Annotated in this window: 16 protein-coding genes; 8 read left to right on the top strand and 8 right to left on the bottom strand. The window is 52.5% G+C overall.

Annotated features, from left to right (window positions below):
• The first annotated feature begins 35 nt into the window (after positions 1 to 35).
• Positions 36 to 1244, top strand: coding sequence for an aminotransferase class V-fold PLP-dependent enzyme (locus tag DXY38_RS02320; RefSeq protein ID WP_115070312.1), 1209 nt, complete (start codon positions 36 to 38; stop codon positions 1242 to 1244).
• A gap of 3 nt (positions 1245 to 1247) precedes the next feature.
• On the opposite strand, the gene DXY38_RS02315 is transcribed toward DXY38_RS02320, so the two are convergent.
• Positions 1248 to 2420: a hypothetical protein gene (locus tag DXY38_RS02315; RefSeq protein WP_244278976.1), complete on the bottom strand. Its 1173-nt coding sequence runs from the start codon at positions 2418 to 2420 to the stop codon at positions 1248 to 1250.
• On the opposite strand from DXY38_RS02315, the gene DXY38_RS02310 reads away from it, so the two are divergent.
• Together DXY38_RS02310 and cax are read left to right on the top strand one after the other, a co-directional pair.
• Entirely contained in the window at positions 2410 to 3693 is a 1284-nt protein-coding gene (locus DXY38_RS02310; RefSeq protein ID WP_170952824.1) for an ABC transporter substrate-binding protein, read from the top strand. The two genes, DXY38_RS02315 and DXY38_RS02310, sit on opposite strands and share 11 nt — an antisense overlap.
• A 48-nt stretch (positions 3694 to 3741) precedes the next feature.
• A complete protein-coding gene (gene cax, locus DXY38_RS02305) occupies positions 3742 to 4887 on the top strand; it encodes a calcium/proton exchanger (protein WP_115070309.1) in 1146 nt (381 codons plus the stop codon).
• Between the two features lie 4 nt (positions 4888 to 4891).
• Here the strand turns inward: cax and DXY38_RS02300 are convergent, their stop codons facing one another.
• From DXY38_RS02300 to yidD, 3 genes are read right to left on the bottom strand one after another with little or no spacing between them, the layout of a single operon-like run.
• A complete protein-coding gene (locus DXY38_RS02300) occupies positions 4892 to 6415 on the bottom strand; it encodes a UDP-N-acetylmuramoyl-L-alanyl-D-glutamate--2,6-diaminopimelate ligase (protein WP_115070308.1) in 1524 nt (507 codons plus the stop codon).
• 25 nt (positions 6416 to 6440) lie between these two features.
• Positions 6441 to 6749 carry a glutaredoxin family protein gene (locus DXY38_RS02295; RefSeq protein ID WP_115070307.1) on the bottom strand — a complete coding sequence of 103 codons (309 nt, stop codon included), beginning with the start codon at positions 6747 to 6749 and terminating at the stop codon, positions 6441 to 6443.
• Positions 6730 to 6996, bottom strand: coding sequence for a membrane protein insertion efficiency factor YidD (gene yidD, locus DXY38_RS02290; RefSeq protein ID WP_115070349.1), 267 nt, complete (start codon positions 6994 to 6996; stop codon positions 6730 to 6732). Before yidD ends, DXY38_RS02295 begins: the two co-directional genes overlap by 20 nt.
• A 78-nt stretch (positions 6997 to 7074) precedes the next feature.
• On the opposite strand from yidD, the gene rpsD reads away from it, so the two are divergent.
• The gene (gene rpsD / locus DXY38_RS02285; protein WP_006854709.1) at positions 7075 to 7683 is read left to right on the top strand and encodes a 30S ribosomal protein S4; all 609 of its coding nucleotides are present in this window, start codon (positions 7075 to 7077) and stop codon (positions 7681 to 7683) included.
• A gap of 126 nt (positions 7684 to 7809) precedes the next feature.
• Here the strand turns inward: rpsD and DXY38_RS02280 are convergent, their stop codons facing one another.
• On the bottom strand, positions 7810 to 8073 hold the full coding sequence (locus DXY38_RS02280; RefSeq protein ID WP_038014737.1) for a hypothetical protein: 264 nt from the start codon (positions 8071 to 8073) through the stop codon (positions 7810 to 7812).
• A gap of 439 nt (positions 8074 to 8512) precedes the next feature.
• Here DXY38_RS02280 and DXY38_RS02270 point away from each other — a divergent pair, with 439 nt between their 5' ends.
• Positions 8513 to 8914: a hypothetical protein gene (locus DXY38_RS02270; RefSeq protein ID WP_115070305.1), complete on the top strand. Its 402-nt coding sequence runs from the start codon at positions 8513 to 8515 to the stop codon at positions 8912 to 8914.
• Between the two features lie 71 nt (positions 8915 to 8985).
• Here DXY38_RS02270 and DXY38_RS02265 read toward each other — a convergent pair whose 3' ends face one another.
• Positions 8986 to 9243, bottom strand: coding sequence for a hypothetical protein (locus DXY38_RS02265; RefSeq protein ID WP_115070304.1), 258 nt, complete (start codon positions 9241 to 9243; stop codon positions 8986 to 8988).
• A gap of 48 nt (positions 9244 to 9291) precedes the next feature.
• Positions 9292 to 11313, bottom strand: a complete 2022-nt coding sequence (locus DXY38_RS02260) for an ABC transporter ATP-binding protein/permease (protein ID WP_115070303.1) — start codon at positions 11311 to 11313, stop codon at positions 9292 to 9294.
• Between the two features lie 68 nt (positions 11314 to 11381).
• Here DXY38_RS02260 and DXY38_RS02255 point away from each other — a divergent pair, with 68 nt between their 5' ends.
• Both DXY38_RS02255 and DXY38_RS02250 read left to right on the top strand, forming a co-directional pair.
• The gene (locus tag DXY38_RS02255) at positions 11382 to 12539 is read left to right on the top strand and encodes a PLP-dependent aspartate aminotransferase family protein (protein ID WP_115070348.1); all 1158 of its coding nucleotides are present in this window, start codon (positions 11382 to 11384) and stop codon (positions 12537 to 12539) included.
• Positions 12536 to 14020, top strand: coding sequence for a PLP-dependent transferase (locus DXY38_RS02250; protein ID WP_115070302.1), 1485 nt, complete (start codon positions 12536 to 12538; stop codon positions 14018 to 14020). The genes DXY38_RS02255 and DXY38_RS02250 overlap by 4 nt, the downstream gene beginning before the upstream one ends.
• A gap of 4 nt (positions 14021 to 14024) precedes the next feature.
• Here DXY38_RS02250 and DXY38_RS02245 read toward each other — a convergent pair whose 3' ends face one another.
• Entirely contained in the window at positions 14025 to 14807 is a 783-nt protein-coding gene (locus DXY38_RS02245) for an outer membrane protein (RefSeq protein WP_115070301.1), read from the bottom strand.
• A gap of 128 nt (positions 14808 to 14935) precedes the next feature.
• Between DXY38_RS02245 and cysK the strand changes: the two genes are divergently transcribed.
• Positions 14936 to 15922, top strand: coding sequence for a cysteine synthase A (gene cysK, locus DXY38_RS02240; RefSeq protein ID WP_115070300.1), 987 nt, complete (start codon positions 14936 to 14938; stop codon positions 15920 to 15922).
• The last annotated feature ends 50 nt before the right edge of the window (positions 15923 to 15972 follow it).

The following is a 15972-nucleotide window of genomic DNA, read 5'->3' as shown; positions in this document are numbered from 1 at the left end:
AGAAGCCTCTCGTGATCCATACCTGATCGATAACCATGGACATTCGAAACTCCCTCCGCGATCTCTGTCCAGCACTGGGCAACAAGATCTACTTCAACTACGGCGGTCAGGGACCGTTGCCTACGCCTTCGTTGGAGGCCATGACCCAAAGCTGGCAGCGCATCCAAGAACTGGGGCCCTTCACTACAGATGTGTGGCCGTATATCAGTTCAGAAACAAACAAAACGCGTGCGTTGCTCAGTCGCATGTGTGGTGTGGCACCCCATCGCCTTGCTCTCACCGAAAACGTCACCAGCGGTTGCGTGTTGCCGCTTTGGGGACTTCCCTTTGAAGCAGGTGATCGCCTCCTAATCAGTGATTGCGAGCACCCAGGAGTCGTCGCGGCATGCCATGAACTTGCCAGACGGGAACACCTAGAGGTCGACACCCTGCCGGTTCAGCAGTTCAGGCAAGGACGTGAGGCCCAACACGACACCGACGCAGGCGTCCTTCAAGCCTTGGAGGACTCTCTTCAGCCACGCACCAAGGTGGTGGTGCTGTCTCATCTGCTCTGGAACACCGGGCAGCTGATGCCCATCCCTGCGGTGGCAGAGCAGCTTGATCAGCATGCTCAGCAACCTTTTCTGCTCGTGGATGCAGCCCAAAGCATGGGTCAAATTCCTGTGGAAGCAGCAGCACAGGCGGCTGATATTTATGCATTCACTGGCCACAAATGGGCCTGCGGTCCCGAGGGGCTTGGAGGTGTGGCCTTATCAGAAAGAATCCTCAACCAAGCCAATCCAACCCTGATTGGCTGGCGCAGCCTGCGCGATGAAACACGCGCCGTGATCGATGATCCAGACCCGTTTCACCACGACAGCCGGCGCTTTGAAATCGCAACGAGCTGTGTGCCATTGATGGCAGGGCTGCGTCAATCGTTGGGCTTGCTCGCTAGTGAAGCCAATGAGCAACAACGCCTCCAAACCATCCAATCTCTAAGCGGCGAGCTCTATAGAAAGCTGAATGAGCTTCCAGGAACCACTCCCTTACTTGAGGGGGAGCCCCCCGCAGGATTGGTGAGCTTCCAACTCAACGATTCATGCTCCCGAAGCACAACTGAAATCGTAAAAATACTCGGTAGCGAAGGGATTTGGATCCGCAACCTGGAAGAACCCATCTGCCTAAGAGCCTGTACCCACATCACCACAGAAGAGCGCGAACTCACATCCTTCGTGAAGGCTCTTCAAGAGCTGACAGGCAACTAATCCTTAAGCCCCTGCGGGTATTAAGTACCAAGACGTCACCACAGCAATAGAGCAAAACAACACCATCGAAAGCGGCCAAACCTCATCTAAGAATTCAAGTCTTTTCGAAAGATTATCGCGTGCCTCTCCAAGCGGCATACTCTCCATATCGGCATAACGTCGGCCAATCCATACCAACAAAACAAACGCAAACAAAGTAATCACATAAGCAATCACATAGACCTGATCCAGAAATGTTAGGAAGGGAAGATCAGGAAGTTCTCCTCGATAGACCTGCTGCAAGAACACCAACGTCAATAAAACGGTGACCGGAATTCCGGCTCGAGCATCTTGTTCATCTGGACGAATTTTAAAGACCAGTAGGACCATCACCATCACCACCAACAAGGGCAACATCAAGCGCCAAAAAGAGGACCAAGATGAGGTTCCAAAGGTAATGTCATAAACAATAAGGCTGTAGTCGCGATCCAGCCCACCCAGGCCAAAATTGGTTGCATAGTTATGCCGATACTCAGCAATCGACCAGCCTCGATTCAACCAACCAATAATTCCCGTACCCGCATAGAGGCCCATCCCGCTATTACGACTATCAGGCTCAAAACGTAGTGTTCCATAGCCAAGCCCACCTGCCACATCATCAGCCTCAATCGCAATCGGCAAACTAATTGTAAGGAAGGGAAAATGCTTAAAGCTTGCCCGATCGATATAAAAACGCCCGACATAAGTATAAAGCTGATAATAAGTACCATCAGACAAGATTGCTGGTTTATCTTGCACAGGATTCAACACAGGATCCGCATCAGACAACAACGCATTCAGCAACAAAATATGCTCCTGTAAATCCGTATCGTTAGCTTCTAAGTAATCCTGAAGAGGCTGTTTCCAACGCATCCATACGTAGCCGTTCGAGGAGAAGCTAGGGATACTTAAATCCAAATCATAGGTACTATTTGAATACACCCCGATCTTTACATGATATTGCGCATCATCTAAGGCATCAATATCAGCTTGAATTTCACCTCCACTCAACGACTCTCCTCGCTGAGAACTCCAGCCATCACGAGGAAGACGATCCACTGATGTCGTCAAAGCACGAGAAGCTGAAGAAAGGCGCAGGGAATCACGACCTGGCACTTGATCAACATTTAAACTAGTTACTCCAACGATGGAAAGCAAGGCTGCCAGAACAACTGACGCGATCGCCAAGATGTTCCACTTTCTCCGTCTTCGAACCTTCGTCATGAAAAAAAAAGCAGCGAATCAAACAAGTGTTTTACGGGTTAAGCCAATAGCAACGATTCTTCGTAGAAATACCCTGATAGCGATTGGGCTCATTCTATCGATCGCTTCCACATCAGCCCAACAAAAAGAATCCCAAACATACTCTGACAACAAAAGCACGATCCTCCTCGGTCAATCCTTACCACTGAGCGGACCTTCAGCTCAAATCGGGAAAAAATATCAAGCTGGAGCGCAAGCATGGTTTAACGAAGTGAATCGACAAGGAGGAATCAACGGGAAAAAAATCCGCTTGATCAGCCTCGACGACCAGTATGAGCCTGAGCAAACCATCAGAAACACGAAAACCCTGCTAGACCGCCCCAACCTTCTCGCCTTATTTGGGTACGTAGGCACACCAACAACAAAAGAGATCCTTCCCGTCATTGAAAAAAGAAAAGTACCCCTCATCGCCCCTCTAACAGGCGCCTCAATCCTACGAGACAACGAATTGAACATGGTGGTGAATTTAAGGGCCAGCTATCAAATGGAAATCGATAAAATTGTGGATAGTCTTGTTCGAAATGCGAGACAGAAAATAGCCATTATCTATCAAGATGATGCCTTCGGAAAAGATGGACTTAAATCTGCAGAATCAGCGCTAAAAAGGCACGACCTAAAACCATATGCAATCTCCACAGTTCAAAGAAACTCTGCACAAATACAATCAGCACTTCAAGTCTTAACGTCCAGTCAACCAAACGCCATCATCATCATCTCGACATACGTCAGCTCAGCAGCATTAAGCAAAGAGTTACTACAACGAGATACAAAAGCCCAGATCATGAATGTGTCTTTTGTTGGCACCAGAGCCCTTGAACAATCACTACCTGTAGGACAAGCCAATGGCATTGGGGTTAGCCAAGTCGTTCCCTTTCCCTGGGACCGCTGGATTCCTGTTGTCGCGGAGTATCAACGCCTCATGCGCGTAAACAATCCTTCAGCCCGATTTGGATTCACAAGCCTGGAAGGATTTATGGCTGCCAAATTAATCACAGAAGGAATCAAAAATGTCCAAGGGCCACTCACAAAAGAAACTCTCCTCACGAGCCTTAAGTCGATTAAAAAAGTAGACTTGGGAGGATTTGAGCTAGACTTGTCAAGCAATAACAAGCAAGCTAGCAATTACGTTGAGCTCACATTTTTTGGAGCACAACAATGGGAGCCTTAACTTCTGCCGTAGCAAGGATCTCAACCCCATTTCACCATCAAACAATACATGCGCTCAGACCTTCATAAAGCAGACGATTTCATACCCCAAAGCTTGATATCCGCCTTCGTCCAATCCGGACGCTGGAAGCTGATTCCAGCGCTACTCATGCTGGGGCTAACACAGCTGGCCTCGATGCAGGGTTGGCCAACTCTGCTTTGTTTCATTGTTTCAGCGACAGGCATCATTCCGATCGCCCTGTTGCTTAGCGATGCAACGGAAGAGATTGCAGAACATAGCGGACCAACGATTGGAGCTATCTGCACCGCAGTATTTGGCAATTGTGCTGAATTTATTATTGCCTTATCGGCTCTAAGGCTCGGCCTTATTGATGTTGTTAAAGCAAGTATTACTGGAGCGATTCTCTCCGATCTACTTCTCGTTACGGGCGTGGCAATGCTTGTAGGTGGACTGAAATACAGCGAACAAAGTTTTCAGGAAACCATGGTTCGCACCAACGGTGCCGCCATGACCTTAGCCGTCATGGCGATGGCCCTACCTGCATCCCTCATCAGCACATCAGGAATCGATGATCCCGTCGCAATTCATGGCCTATCAATGACTGTTGCGGCAGTCCTTATTATCATTTACTTCCTAACATTAATATTCTCGCTCGCGACCCATAGCCATTTATTTGACCCCCAACACATCCATAATGATGACGCTGATGCACCTCAGGAAGCAGCAAAAAAAACAAACTTAGTGCCCTGGATCATTCAATTAATCGTTAGCACGGCGTGCTTGGCTTATCAATCCGAGAGCTTTGTTCATTTTTTAGAGCCTGCCACAGAACAGCTCGGCTTCAGTGCCCTATTTACCGGAATCATCATCATTCCGATCATTGGGGGGTTTTCGGAGTATGTGCCTGCCGTTAAAGGGGCCTTAAAAAATCAAATGGATCTTTCGATCTCTTTAGCGATGGGATCCAGCTTGCTCGTTGCCCTACTAATCGCCCCAGCACTGATCATTATTGGATCAGTGATCGGTCAGCCCATGAATCTTGACTTCACAGCCTTCGAAGTCATCGCACTCATCTTTAGCGTCTTAATTGTAAATCTTGTGAATATGGACGCAAAATCGAATTGGCTGGAAGGTGTTTTACTCCTAGGTATGTTTTCGATTTTTGGAGCCGCTTTTTACTATTACCCAAGCTAGAGATTTAAGAGCTCAATTTATCTTGCAGAACTTTTAAAGCCTGTTCACGGTCATCAAAATGAATTTTTTCGGTGCCCAGAATTTGATAATCCTCATGACCTTTACCAGCAATGAGAACAAGATCTTGTGAGCCAGCATTCTGAATCGCTTCCGCAATCGCTTCAGCTCGATCCAGGGTCACCGTTAACGCAGCTCCACTAGGAATTCCACTCACAACATCATCCAGGATTTGTTGAGGATTTTCTGTGCGTGGATTATCAGACGTCACCACCACCCCATCAGCAAGCTCTGCCGCAATCGCAGCCATCTGCGGACGCTTGCCACGATCCCTATCACCGCCGCAACCAAACACACAAATCAGTTTGCCGTCGGCGAAAGGGCGACAGGCCTTCAAAGCGCTGCGCAATCCATCTGGCGTATGGGCGTAATCCACCAAGACCGTGGGCAGCGCTCCCCCCTTTGAGGTCACAACAACCCGTTCCATCCGACCAGGAACGCCCCCGAATGTGCTGATGGCTTCAAGGAGCGGCTCCAAAGGGAGACCTTGCTGAAGCAAAACCCCTACGGCCTGCAACAGATTCATCACATTGAATCGACCCAGCAGTGGAGAGTGAAACGAGCCCTCACCAATCGGACTCAACAGCCGGCCTTCAACCCCAGACGAGCCCATCACCAAATCAGACATCGTCAATTCTGCGGAAACTGAGCCCTCGGACAACGAACTCCGCCAACAACGATCGCCCAACCGCTCCGATAGTTGTTTTCCCCAAGGGTCGTCCACATTCACGACAAATTGAGCTCCACGATCAGCGACCAGAGGTGGGGCAAGCGGTGGGGCAAACAGGCGAGCTTTGGCTTCGAAATAAGACGCCATCGTCTCGTGGTAATCGAGATGGTCCTGGGTGAGATTGGTAAACACAGCGCCAGAAAAGCGGCATCCAGCCACCCGATGCTGATCAAGGGCGTGGGAACTCACCTCCATGGCAGTGATCTCAGCGCCAGCGGAACAGGCCTCAGCGAGCTGAGCCTGCAGCCGATCAGCCACAGCGGTGGTATGAGTTGCGGTCACGCTGTGGCCAGGCCAGCGATTCAGAAGGGTCCCAAACAGAGCAGAAGGACGTCCACAGGCCGAACTCAAATGTTCAATCAGATGCGTCGTAGTGGTTTTGCCATTGGTGCCCGTAACCCCAATCAAGCCGATGCGATCACTGGGGTGATTCCAAAAAGCTGCTGCTAGCTCACCAGCCCAGAGAGCAACTGGATCAGGCACCACCACCACAGCGTCGCTTTGTTCAGGAGGCTGAGCGGCGGCGGCGGCTGAGCCAATCAGAACAGCGGCAGCGCCATCAGCAAGAGCCTTAGGCCAAAAGCTGCCTCCATCCACCCTCCCGCCGGGAAGACCGATGAACAAACTCCCAGGACCCACGCCACGTGAATCACAGGTGATCGATTCGATCACGACATCGACCAAGCCCTGGGGGACAGGCAAACCCACCGAATGAAGCAAGGCGTGGAGTGTCTGGGTCATCGCTGGGGCACCACAGAAGGGTTTTCTAATCCGAACCTGCCCCAGTGGAGCAGACCCGCTGCAACCAGTTGCGCAATCCATCCCCACTCAGTCTGGGGGAAACGCGAGGGAGCTCGGTGTCCTCCAAGACCAAAACGGGCACCTCGAGGTCATAACGCGCGCGCAACGACGCTGGACATTCGGGTGAATCAATGTCCACCACAACGAGCTTGAGGGGATGGACGCCTCGCTCAAGATTGAGGTCTCGCAAGCGCTGTTCCAGCCCCTCACAGAGACAACAACCAACCCTGCTGTAAAGCAAAAGTCGCCGGGAATCAATCGGGGACGGGGTCACAGCCGCAGGGGGTAAAGGGATGGCAACGCAGCAACCGTCTCAGAGTGAGCCAACCGCCCCTCCAGGGACCATGGCGCTCAATCGCCTCAAGACCGTAGGCACTGCAAGTGGGAATGAAGCGACAGCGAGGGCCGATCAAAGGGGAAATCCAATGCCGATAGAAACTGATCAGGGCAAGCATCACCGCGCTTACCAACCGATTGAAGGGATGCGTGCTGCCGGCAGATAAGATGTTTGATTCGTGCATGCGATTCCGCGGTGCGGGCCACAAACCCAGCATGACGGATTCTCGCTTGAGCGCGAACCATTTCATCCCTTCTTTCCTATGTCCAGATACCGCGGCCCTCGCCTGAGGATCACGCGGCGCTTGGGAGACCTACCTGGTCTCACCCGGAAGGCCGCAAAACGGTCCTATCCACCCGGTCAGCACGGCCAAGCCCGTCGCAAGCGCTCCGAATACGCAATCCGCTTAGAAGAGAAGCAAAAGCTTCGCTTCAACTACGGCGTTTCCGAACGTCAACTCGTGCGCTACGTGAAGAAAGCGCGTGCTCAGGAAGGTTCAACAGGAACCAACCTGCTCAAACTGCTCGAGAACCGTCTCGACAATGTTTGTTTCCGCATTGGATTTGGCCCCACCGTGCCCGGCGCACGCCAATTGGTGAATCATGGCCACGTCACCGTGAATGGACGGGTCACTGATATCGCTAGTTATCAGTGCAAGGCAGGTGATGTGATCGCCATTCGCGAACGCAAGTGCAGCAAACTGCTCGCTGAAGCGAATCTTCAATTCCCAGGATTGGCCAACGTGCCTCCCCACCTTGAACTCGACAAACCCAAGCTGAGCGCGAAAGTGGTTGGCCGCGCTGAGCGCGAATGGGTGGCCCTTGAGATCAACGAACTGCTAGTGGTTGAGTACTACTCCAGAAAAGTCTGATGTTCAAGCCCAGATTTCGATCTGGGACTGTTCTCAATCCATGTCTATTCCTGTTGGCCTTGGAGATCAAGCCAGCAGGATTTTTTATGCCCACACACACACCTTTCAAGCCAATCAAATAATTTTCTAAGTATCGCCAAATCCATTCGACTTCTTAGATGATTTCTTCTTCTTTGCCTTTGTCACGGAAGCAGGAAGCTTTTCAAGAGGTTGATCATCCTTAAAGAAAACTCCATCCAGCCATACGGTGATGATGTAAACAACGATCAAAACCGGAATCAACACAGCCCATTGATTGGGAAATTCATAGGGGATCTGCTGAACACCAAAAATCGCCAAATAGCCCGTAATTAAAGTAAATATAAATCGGCGGATACTGGCTTGATTCAACTGAAATTCTCAATTCAACAGAACTATAACGCTAACCCCACAAGACTCCTCAATAATCACAATATTTTTCGCTATAACCATTTTCTTTCATCAGTTATCAACGCTTTCAATGGGGCACACTCTTGCTCACACAGTCCTGACTCTCAGCAGAGATCGAACATTCGGGATCCTTTTTGCCGTACTGACTAGGCTCTCGCATCGCCCAGTACTCATCGACAACGCCAAGCAAATAAACCATGGCTTTTTTAAGTGACTTCCTCAGACCCATGGAATTGACCCTTTCCAAGTACTGTGGCAAACAATTGCTGGTCGTGCAATCAATGACACACAACCCTTTGCACTGAATAACGAGAGCGTACCCACGGGCGAAGCCATTGATATTCAAAAATCCAACCCTGGTTACTACAATCATTTCCCTGCAACAAAGCGTTTGAACAAAATGATTAAAACCAGGCCAGTCCTTCCGGCCGATCTCTTTGATCAAGCACTCTCCAAGGCCTCACTCACAGAAGAGGAAGAGGCATTCATCGAATTTGTGAGATATACAGGAGTGATCGACGAATTAATACTAAGGAAAGGTTTATCGCTACCTGCCAAACCCCCTGCCCTCTGCAGGCTTTCAGACATCTGCGAAAAAATCGGAGCCATCATTCCTGATCATTTCAGCGCTGCGATGGAATGGTCAGCAGAGCAAAGTGAAGACAAGATTGCCTGGAAAGGAAACTTGATTTGCAACATCGCCTTCAACAGTGATGGAATCGAACTTTCGCCCAATGCCGGAACAACCTTGTACCACACCTATGTTGTGCATCAAGAACTATTTATCGGTTTGGGGTTTTAACCTCTAACCACACAGCATCTCATTCATCGCTCAACGTCTTGATTGGAGGAATCAAGAAAGTTTTCTTATATTCAGCGAATCAGAGTCGCCTTGAAAAAGCCAAGGCCTAGCCCCATTCCCTTGGGCTTATCCTCCAGAAATGTGATCGCCAATTCAAAATCCATCAAGCCTTTCTCTTCAATAAAATCTCGTGGAAGTTTGCCGCTTCGTTGATCGAGATAACGCCCATGAATCTCTTCTTTGTTCTTACTTAAAAAGTCAACAATCTCCTGAAGCACATGATCACGCCATTCATCCTTGTCACGTTGCTGCACCTGGCTTTCCTTCATGATGCATCCCAACAACCTTTGAACGCTAAGACGCCCTGAGGCAAACCATCAAGCCTGCGGAAAGGCATAGTCATGGGCATCACACAAGCTCCAGCCGCCGTCACGATCAAGCTCCAGCACAGAGTCGTGAAAGGGCAGCAAAGTAGACCGATGTCCCACACTCACATACCCAGCGCCAGCATCACGGAGTAGCTGATACACCGCCCGTTCCGTTGGGATGTCTAACGCGCTGGTGGATTCATCGAGAAGCACAAATTTCATCTTGGCCAGCAAAACCCTCGCAAAGGCAATTCTCTGCTGCTCTCCCACAGAGAGCACTTTTGGCCAATCAATGAACGCCTCCGATGACTCAAGGGTCTGGTGGACGGAGGAAAGAGAGACCGAGTCGAGCAGTGTGTACATCCGCTCCTGGTTGAGATCCAACTCAACATCTGGATAGAGCAGCTGTTCGCGCAAGGAGCCTGAAAACACATAGGGCTTCTGCGGAACAAAGATCACCCCCTCTCGAAATCCCCGTGATGCCACCACTCCAGAAGCGGGAGGCCAAAGGCCGCTGAACATCCGCAGCAACGAGGTTTTCCCACATCCCGATGGACCCACAACAAGAAGACGACTCTCCTGATCGAGATCGATGCTGAGGTTTCGCACCAATGTGCGCTCTTCGGATGGAATCTTCAGCGTGGCGGACTCCACATGAATCATCACCCCAGGAGCTAGCAGATTGGCTTCGGGAGCTGAATGCGATGCAGACAAGGAAGGGCCAGTCTCGAGATCACCTGCGCTGAGATCGAAACCATGACCAATTTCTGTGAGGCGTTGGCCATTGGAAAGCAAATTGGCGATATCAGGAAAATTATCCACAACAAAGCTAAAAGCTCGCGTCACATACCCGAATGCCATTGATACTTGAATGAAAGCCCCATACTCAATTTCGCCCTTAAAGTAAACAGACCAAAGCAAAAGATAAGGAGCCAGGTAGGTAAAATTCCTGAATGCAACTGAAATAGACTTTACCACTGAACTGAATCGAATCACACGATATTGATTTCCAATGGCGGCAAATAATGCATCGATACCTCGCGCCCATTCGCTCCTTTCACCGCCGTAGAAAGCAATCGACTCAGCATTATCTCGAACACGCGTCAAAGAGTAGCGAAAATCAGCGTTTAGCATCAATTGAATATAATTCAACTGAACAAGTTTCTTACCAACAAAAGTGATTAGACCAGTCGTGAAGACCGCATACACCACTACATATAAAAGAATCCACGCATCAATAGTGAACAAGACGACGGCGAAACTTGCAGCCGAAACAAAAGAGTCAACCAGCTCAAAAAACAACTCAGAACTTTTCTCTGTGAACTTTTCAATATCTTGCGCAATCCTTTGATCAGGGTTATCAATCGGAACGCCATCAACTGAGCCAGTAGAGCTCAGCCGGTAGAAAAATCTCCCGCCCAAATAACCACCAAAAAAGCGCAGGGTCATCGCTTCACGCCAAAAATTAGCAAACGCACTTTTGGTAAAGCTATAGACATAAATCGCCGGAACAAAAACACACAACAAGACAAAAATCTGAACCAATCCCCTACGAGAATCCGCAACATCTTTCGCTACGAATGAATTGGTCAGATCCCTAAAAAAGTAAGTTATAAGAACTGAGAGTGCGCTTACAACCAACAAAAACCAAAAAATAACCAGTACATACAACCAAGCCACACGCCGACGGGTATCCATCCCCCGAAGAGGCCATGCAGCGAAACCAGCCGCCAAAACTGACAACACCGTGAGCACAGCTAAGGCGCGGCTATTCACAAGCCAGCCAGCAAAATCAACCATCACACTCAAACCAGTGATCAAGTCGGCTGGAAGGAAATGAGTGATCAGACCATTCGCAATGAAGATGGTCCAGGCTGATAAGCCAAGGGAGACAACAATCACCGAGCTCATCAGAGCGATAAACAGCTGAAGCGCGCGCCGATCTGTGCCATTCACGAAAAAAGGCAACAACAACTGCCTTAGATCTTTCGTATTCGTTGCGCCCATCAACACTCCTTCACCGATCCTCATCTTGAAGGCCAGCCAGACCCTCTAACAACAGGCCGTTGAATAGCCTTGAACTAGATCGCATCAACGCCTTGCAGCGTCCTGTCCCAGAACCGGCGACAGCCACCCGGGCCATTCACCACGGCGAAAGCTTCGCGAGCGAAACCGGCACGGTGATGCCACCCATCTACGCCACCTCAACGTTTGAGCATGGCAACCCAGGCGGATTCGATTACACCCGCTCGGGCAACCCCAACTTCCGCATTCTTGAAACGGTGTTGGCCTCCGTAGAGGCGTGTAGCCATGCCACGGTGTTTGGTTCAGGAGTCAGTGCGATCACCGCGATTGCCTCCACCCTGAGCCAGGGAGATTTGGTGCTCTGCGAGGAGAACCTCTACGGCTGCACCGTGCGCTTGTTCGAACAGGTGTTTGCCAAGTTTGGGGTGCGCACCGAATGGGTGGATTTCACCAACCCCGATGCGGCAGCCCGCATCATTGAGCGGCAGCCAGCGATGGTCTGGCTGGAGAGTCCCACCAATCCACTGCTCAAGGTGATTGACCTCGATGCGGTCTGCAGCGCTGCCCGCTCCGCGGGCGTCCCCGTCGTGGTCGACAACACCTTCGCGACCGCCTTGGTGCAACGTCCTCTGGAACTCGGCGCCACCCTGTCCCTCACCAGCACCACGAAATACATCAATGGCCATTCCGATGCCCTCGGCGGTGCGGTTTGCACCGATGAGCCCAGCTGGCACCAAAAGATGGTGTTTGCCCAAAAAGCGTTGGGGCTGATGCCCTCACCCTTCGACTGTTGGCTGATCACCCGAGGCATCAAAACGCTGCCTCTGCGCCTGAACCAACAGATGGCGAATGCCGCTGCGGTGGCAGATCATTTGGCATCCCATCCCGCCGTCTCGTGGGTGCGCTACCCAGGACGAGACGATCATCCACAGAGGGCTGTGGCCTCGCGCCAGATGAAGGGAGGCGGAGCGATCGTGACGATTGGATTAAATGCGAGCCGTGAACAGGCCTATGCCGTGTGTAAAGCCCTGCGTTGGTTCACGATGGCCGAAAGCCTTGGCGGAGTTGAGAGCTTGATCTGCCATCCAGCCACCATGACCCACGCCGCCGTTTCTGCCGAGATCAAAACCGCCTTAGGTATCAGCGACGGACTGATTCGTCTATCGCTTGGCTGCGAAGACATCACGGACCTCTTGATCGATCTTGACCACGCCCTCAGCCTGCTTCCGTGAGTCCCCGCGATCTCCTGCGCAATCCCTGCTGGCAAGGCGAGGACCTCGGCCATCCCTTGCCTGACAGCACCCACGCCGTATCGGTGGCCTTACCGCGCTGGCGCGACGTCATCGCCTACGAAGACAACGATCCGCAATGCCGCTCGCAATTGCGAGCGTTTTATCCACGCTTTGCGCTCCATCCCTTGGTTGCGGAGGTTGCCCGCAAAGCCCTAGCGATGCTGCCTGCCGGCATGGCGTCGGCTGGATCCAGTGCTTGGCCCTACCCCAACAGAGCTGCCGCCCAGCTCGCCCAGGACCATTGCCATGGGGTGGCTCCCCATGCCTCCACCCAAATCGTGGATCAACTCGGACTCGCCGTCTTGATTGCCAACGCTGAAGCCAGCCCCCATGCCAAGGCTTTCTGGCAACACGCTGGGTTAGGAGCCTCGTCGCGACGGGCCGCGATCGGCTTGAGCAAGGAAGCAGCACCAGCAGCCGGGAGCGCTGATCAAGCTCAGGCTCTTGTGATCGAACGACTGGCCTCTATCTATAGATGTGACACCCAACAGTTGAGCCTGCATCCCTCCGGGATGGCGGCTCTGCACACCGCTCTTCAATTGGTCACGGCGATGCGGCCAGGACGCCCCACCCTGCAAATCGGCTTTCCTTATGTGGATGTGCTGAAGCTGCCTCAGGTGGTGTTTGCTGGCAGCGAACTGTTGCTGGAAACCAGCAACGCAGCTGTAGAAGCTGCTCTTGATCGCATCGATCCGGCCGCTGTGATCGTGGAGCTACCCAGCAATCCACTGCTTCAGTGCGTGGATCTTGCGACCCTCGCCCGCTTAGCGCATGCCCGCGGGATTCCAGTGATCGCAGACGACACGATTGGCTCTTGCTTGAACATTGATCCCCTGCCCTATGCAGACCTGATCTTCAGTTCCCTCACCAAAAGTTTTGCCGGCCGTGGTGATGTCTTGTCTGGATCCCTGGTCGTGAGCCCTTGGTCCCCATGGGAGCAAACCTTCCGAGATCAGCGATCAATCACAGGGTTCGTCGCCCTTGGCGATGCCGATGTGATCGCCCTGGAACAAGGAAGCCGCGATGTCCAAGCACGCGTTCCCCAACTCAATCGCCATGCCCAAGCTCTAGCTGCGCGACTCAGCAACCATCCGGCAGTGGCTCGCGTGTATTACCCCGATCAATGCGCCAACTTCCATAGCCTCCTGCGCCCAGGTGCCGGACATGGTTGTCTGCTCTCCTTTGAGCTCAAGGGCGGGAGCGATCAGGCCCAAGCCGTTTACGACGCGTTATCGGTTTGCAAAGGGCCAAGCCTGGGCACACCGTTCACCTTGGTGTGCCCCTATGTGCTTTTGGCTCACTACGACGAGCTGGCCTGGGCTGAGGACTGCGGCGTTCCCGCTCACCTCCTGCGCGTCTCGGTCGGACTCGAACAGCCTGAGGAGCTTTGGCAACGGTTTGAACGCGCCCTGTCTCGTTAGGCCACTAAAAACGCAGACGCAAACTCGCCAGAACGGCTTGAGATTGAAGATCAATCTGAGTGCCAGCAATCTTGAGGCTGGATCGGCCTGCAGGACGCACGATTTTGGCGGATCCTGCATTGGTTTTCACCGTTCCCAGATCGGTCCAGCGATAGGCCAGGTCAAGGTCCAGCCTCTCGCTGACAGGGATGCTCACACCAGCCGTAAGCAAATAGGCCAATGACGTGGAGCTCCCCCCAGAGGTCACCGTGACCGCATCCTTTGAAATCGCTGGAATGCGATAGGTGACCTGCCCGAGGGACGTACTGGCAGCACCCAGACCGGCTCCGATGTAAGGGCGCACGGTGGCAAGCTCAGGTCCATCCACGTAAACCACGCCAAACCCCGCCAGGGCATTCCCGGAAGCACTCACCGGCTGGTTGGAGCCCCGACCAAGAAAATTGCTAGTGCTGGACAAGCTGAGCTGGGGCGACCAATTGAGCAGCGCTTCCGTCCGCAGCCATGAAGCCCAGCGATAGCCAAAGGCAGCATCCACAACGGGGGTTTGCTCAAAGCCGCCGTAGGCCCCCAAGCTCCTGCCGTCGTCCCCTTGCCCACAGCCAAATAAGGCGGGTGGGTTGCTGCTGGAACAACTCTGATCCTTCAGCTCACTGCTCTCTGGCCATTGCATCCCAACACCGAGTCGCAGGTAGGGGCCACGCTCCTGCTCGTCTGACTCAGCCCGAACAGCTGCAGGGGCAACAACAACCAAAGCGCACGCCAAAAAAGACGCATAGCAACTGTTCATCGAATACAAAATGAGTGGGTCTGCTGAGACAAAGCCATGTCAACAGACATTGAAGTCTTAACAAGGCCTGAAGCTGGAATGACGTGCCATTAATGGCAATTAAATTTCTAGAAAATAATTCCTGCCTCATGTCCCGCGTTTACGCCGACAACAGCCAAGCCATCGGCAACACCCCGCTCGTTCGCCTTAACCACGTCACCAAGGGTTGCAAGGCCACCGTTTTGGCCAAGATCGAAGGCCGCAACCCGGCTTACAGCGTGAAGTGCAGGATCGGCGCCAACATGATCTGGGACGCTGAAAAGCGCGGTGTTCTCAGCGAAGGCAAAACCATCGTGGAGCCCACCTCAGGGAATACAGGAATTGCCCTCGCCTTCACGGCGGCAGCTCGGGGTTACAAGCTGATTCTCACCATGCCGGAATCGATGTCGATCGAACGTCGACGGGTGATGGCCGTGCTTGGTGCCGAACTGATTCTCACGGAAGCCGCCAAGGGCATGCCTGGCGCCATCGCCAAGGCCAAGGAAATTGCGGATAGCGATCCTGCCAAGTACTTCATGCCTGGCCAGTTCGATAATCCCGCTAACCCAGAGATCCACGAAAAGACCACCGGTCCTGAAATCTGGAATGACTGCGATGGAGCGATCGATGTCTTGGTCGCCGGCGTTGGCACCGGCGGCACCATCACTGGCGTCTCGCGATACATCAAACAGGAAAAGGGCAAGGCCATCACCTCGGTCGCCGTGGAGCCAAGCCACAGCCCTGTGATCACCCAAACCATGAATGGCGAGGCGCTCAAGCCAGGCCCCCACAAAATTCAGGGCATCGGCGCCGGCTTCATTCCCAAGAATCTCGATCTCTCTGTGGTCGATCGCGTGGAGCAAGTCACCAATGAGGAATCGATCGAAATGGCCCTGCGCTTGGCCCAAGAGGAAGGCCTGCTAGTAGGGATTTCTTGTGGCGCCGCGGCCGCAGCGGCCATTCGCCTCGCCCAACAGGATGAATTTGCTGGCAAAACGATCGTGGTGGTCCTACCGGACCTTGCCGAGCGTTACCTTTCCTCCGTGATGTTCGCCGATGTGCCCACCGGCATCATCGAACAACCCGTTCCTGTTTGATCAACAGGGTTTAGATCAACTCGTTTTAGATCAACACCTTCGCGAATGAG

This window comes from Synechococcus sp. UW179B (genome assembly GCF_900474245.1).
Classification (GTDB): Bacteria; Cyanobacteriota; Cyanobacteriia; order PCC-6307; family Cyanobiaceae; genus Synechococcus_C.
The sequence above is the reverse complement of the archived record's forward strand: the minus strand, read 5'-3'. Positions and strand labels throughout refer to the sequence as shown.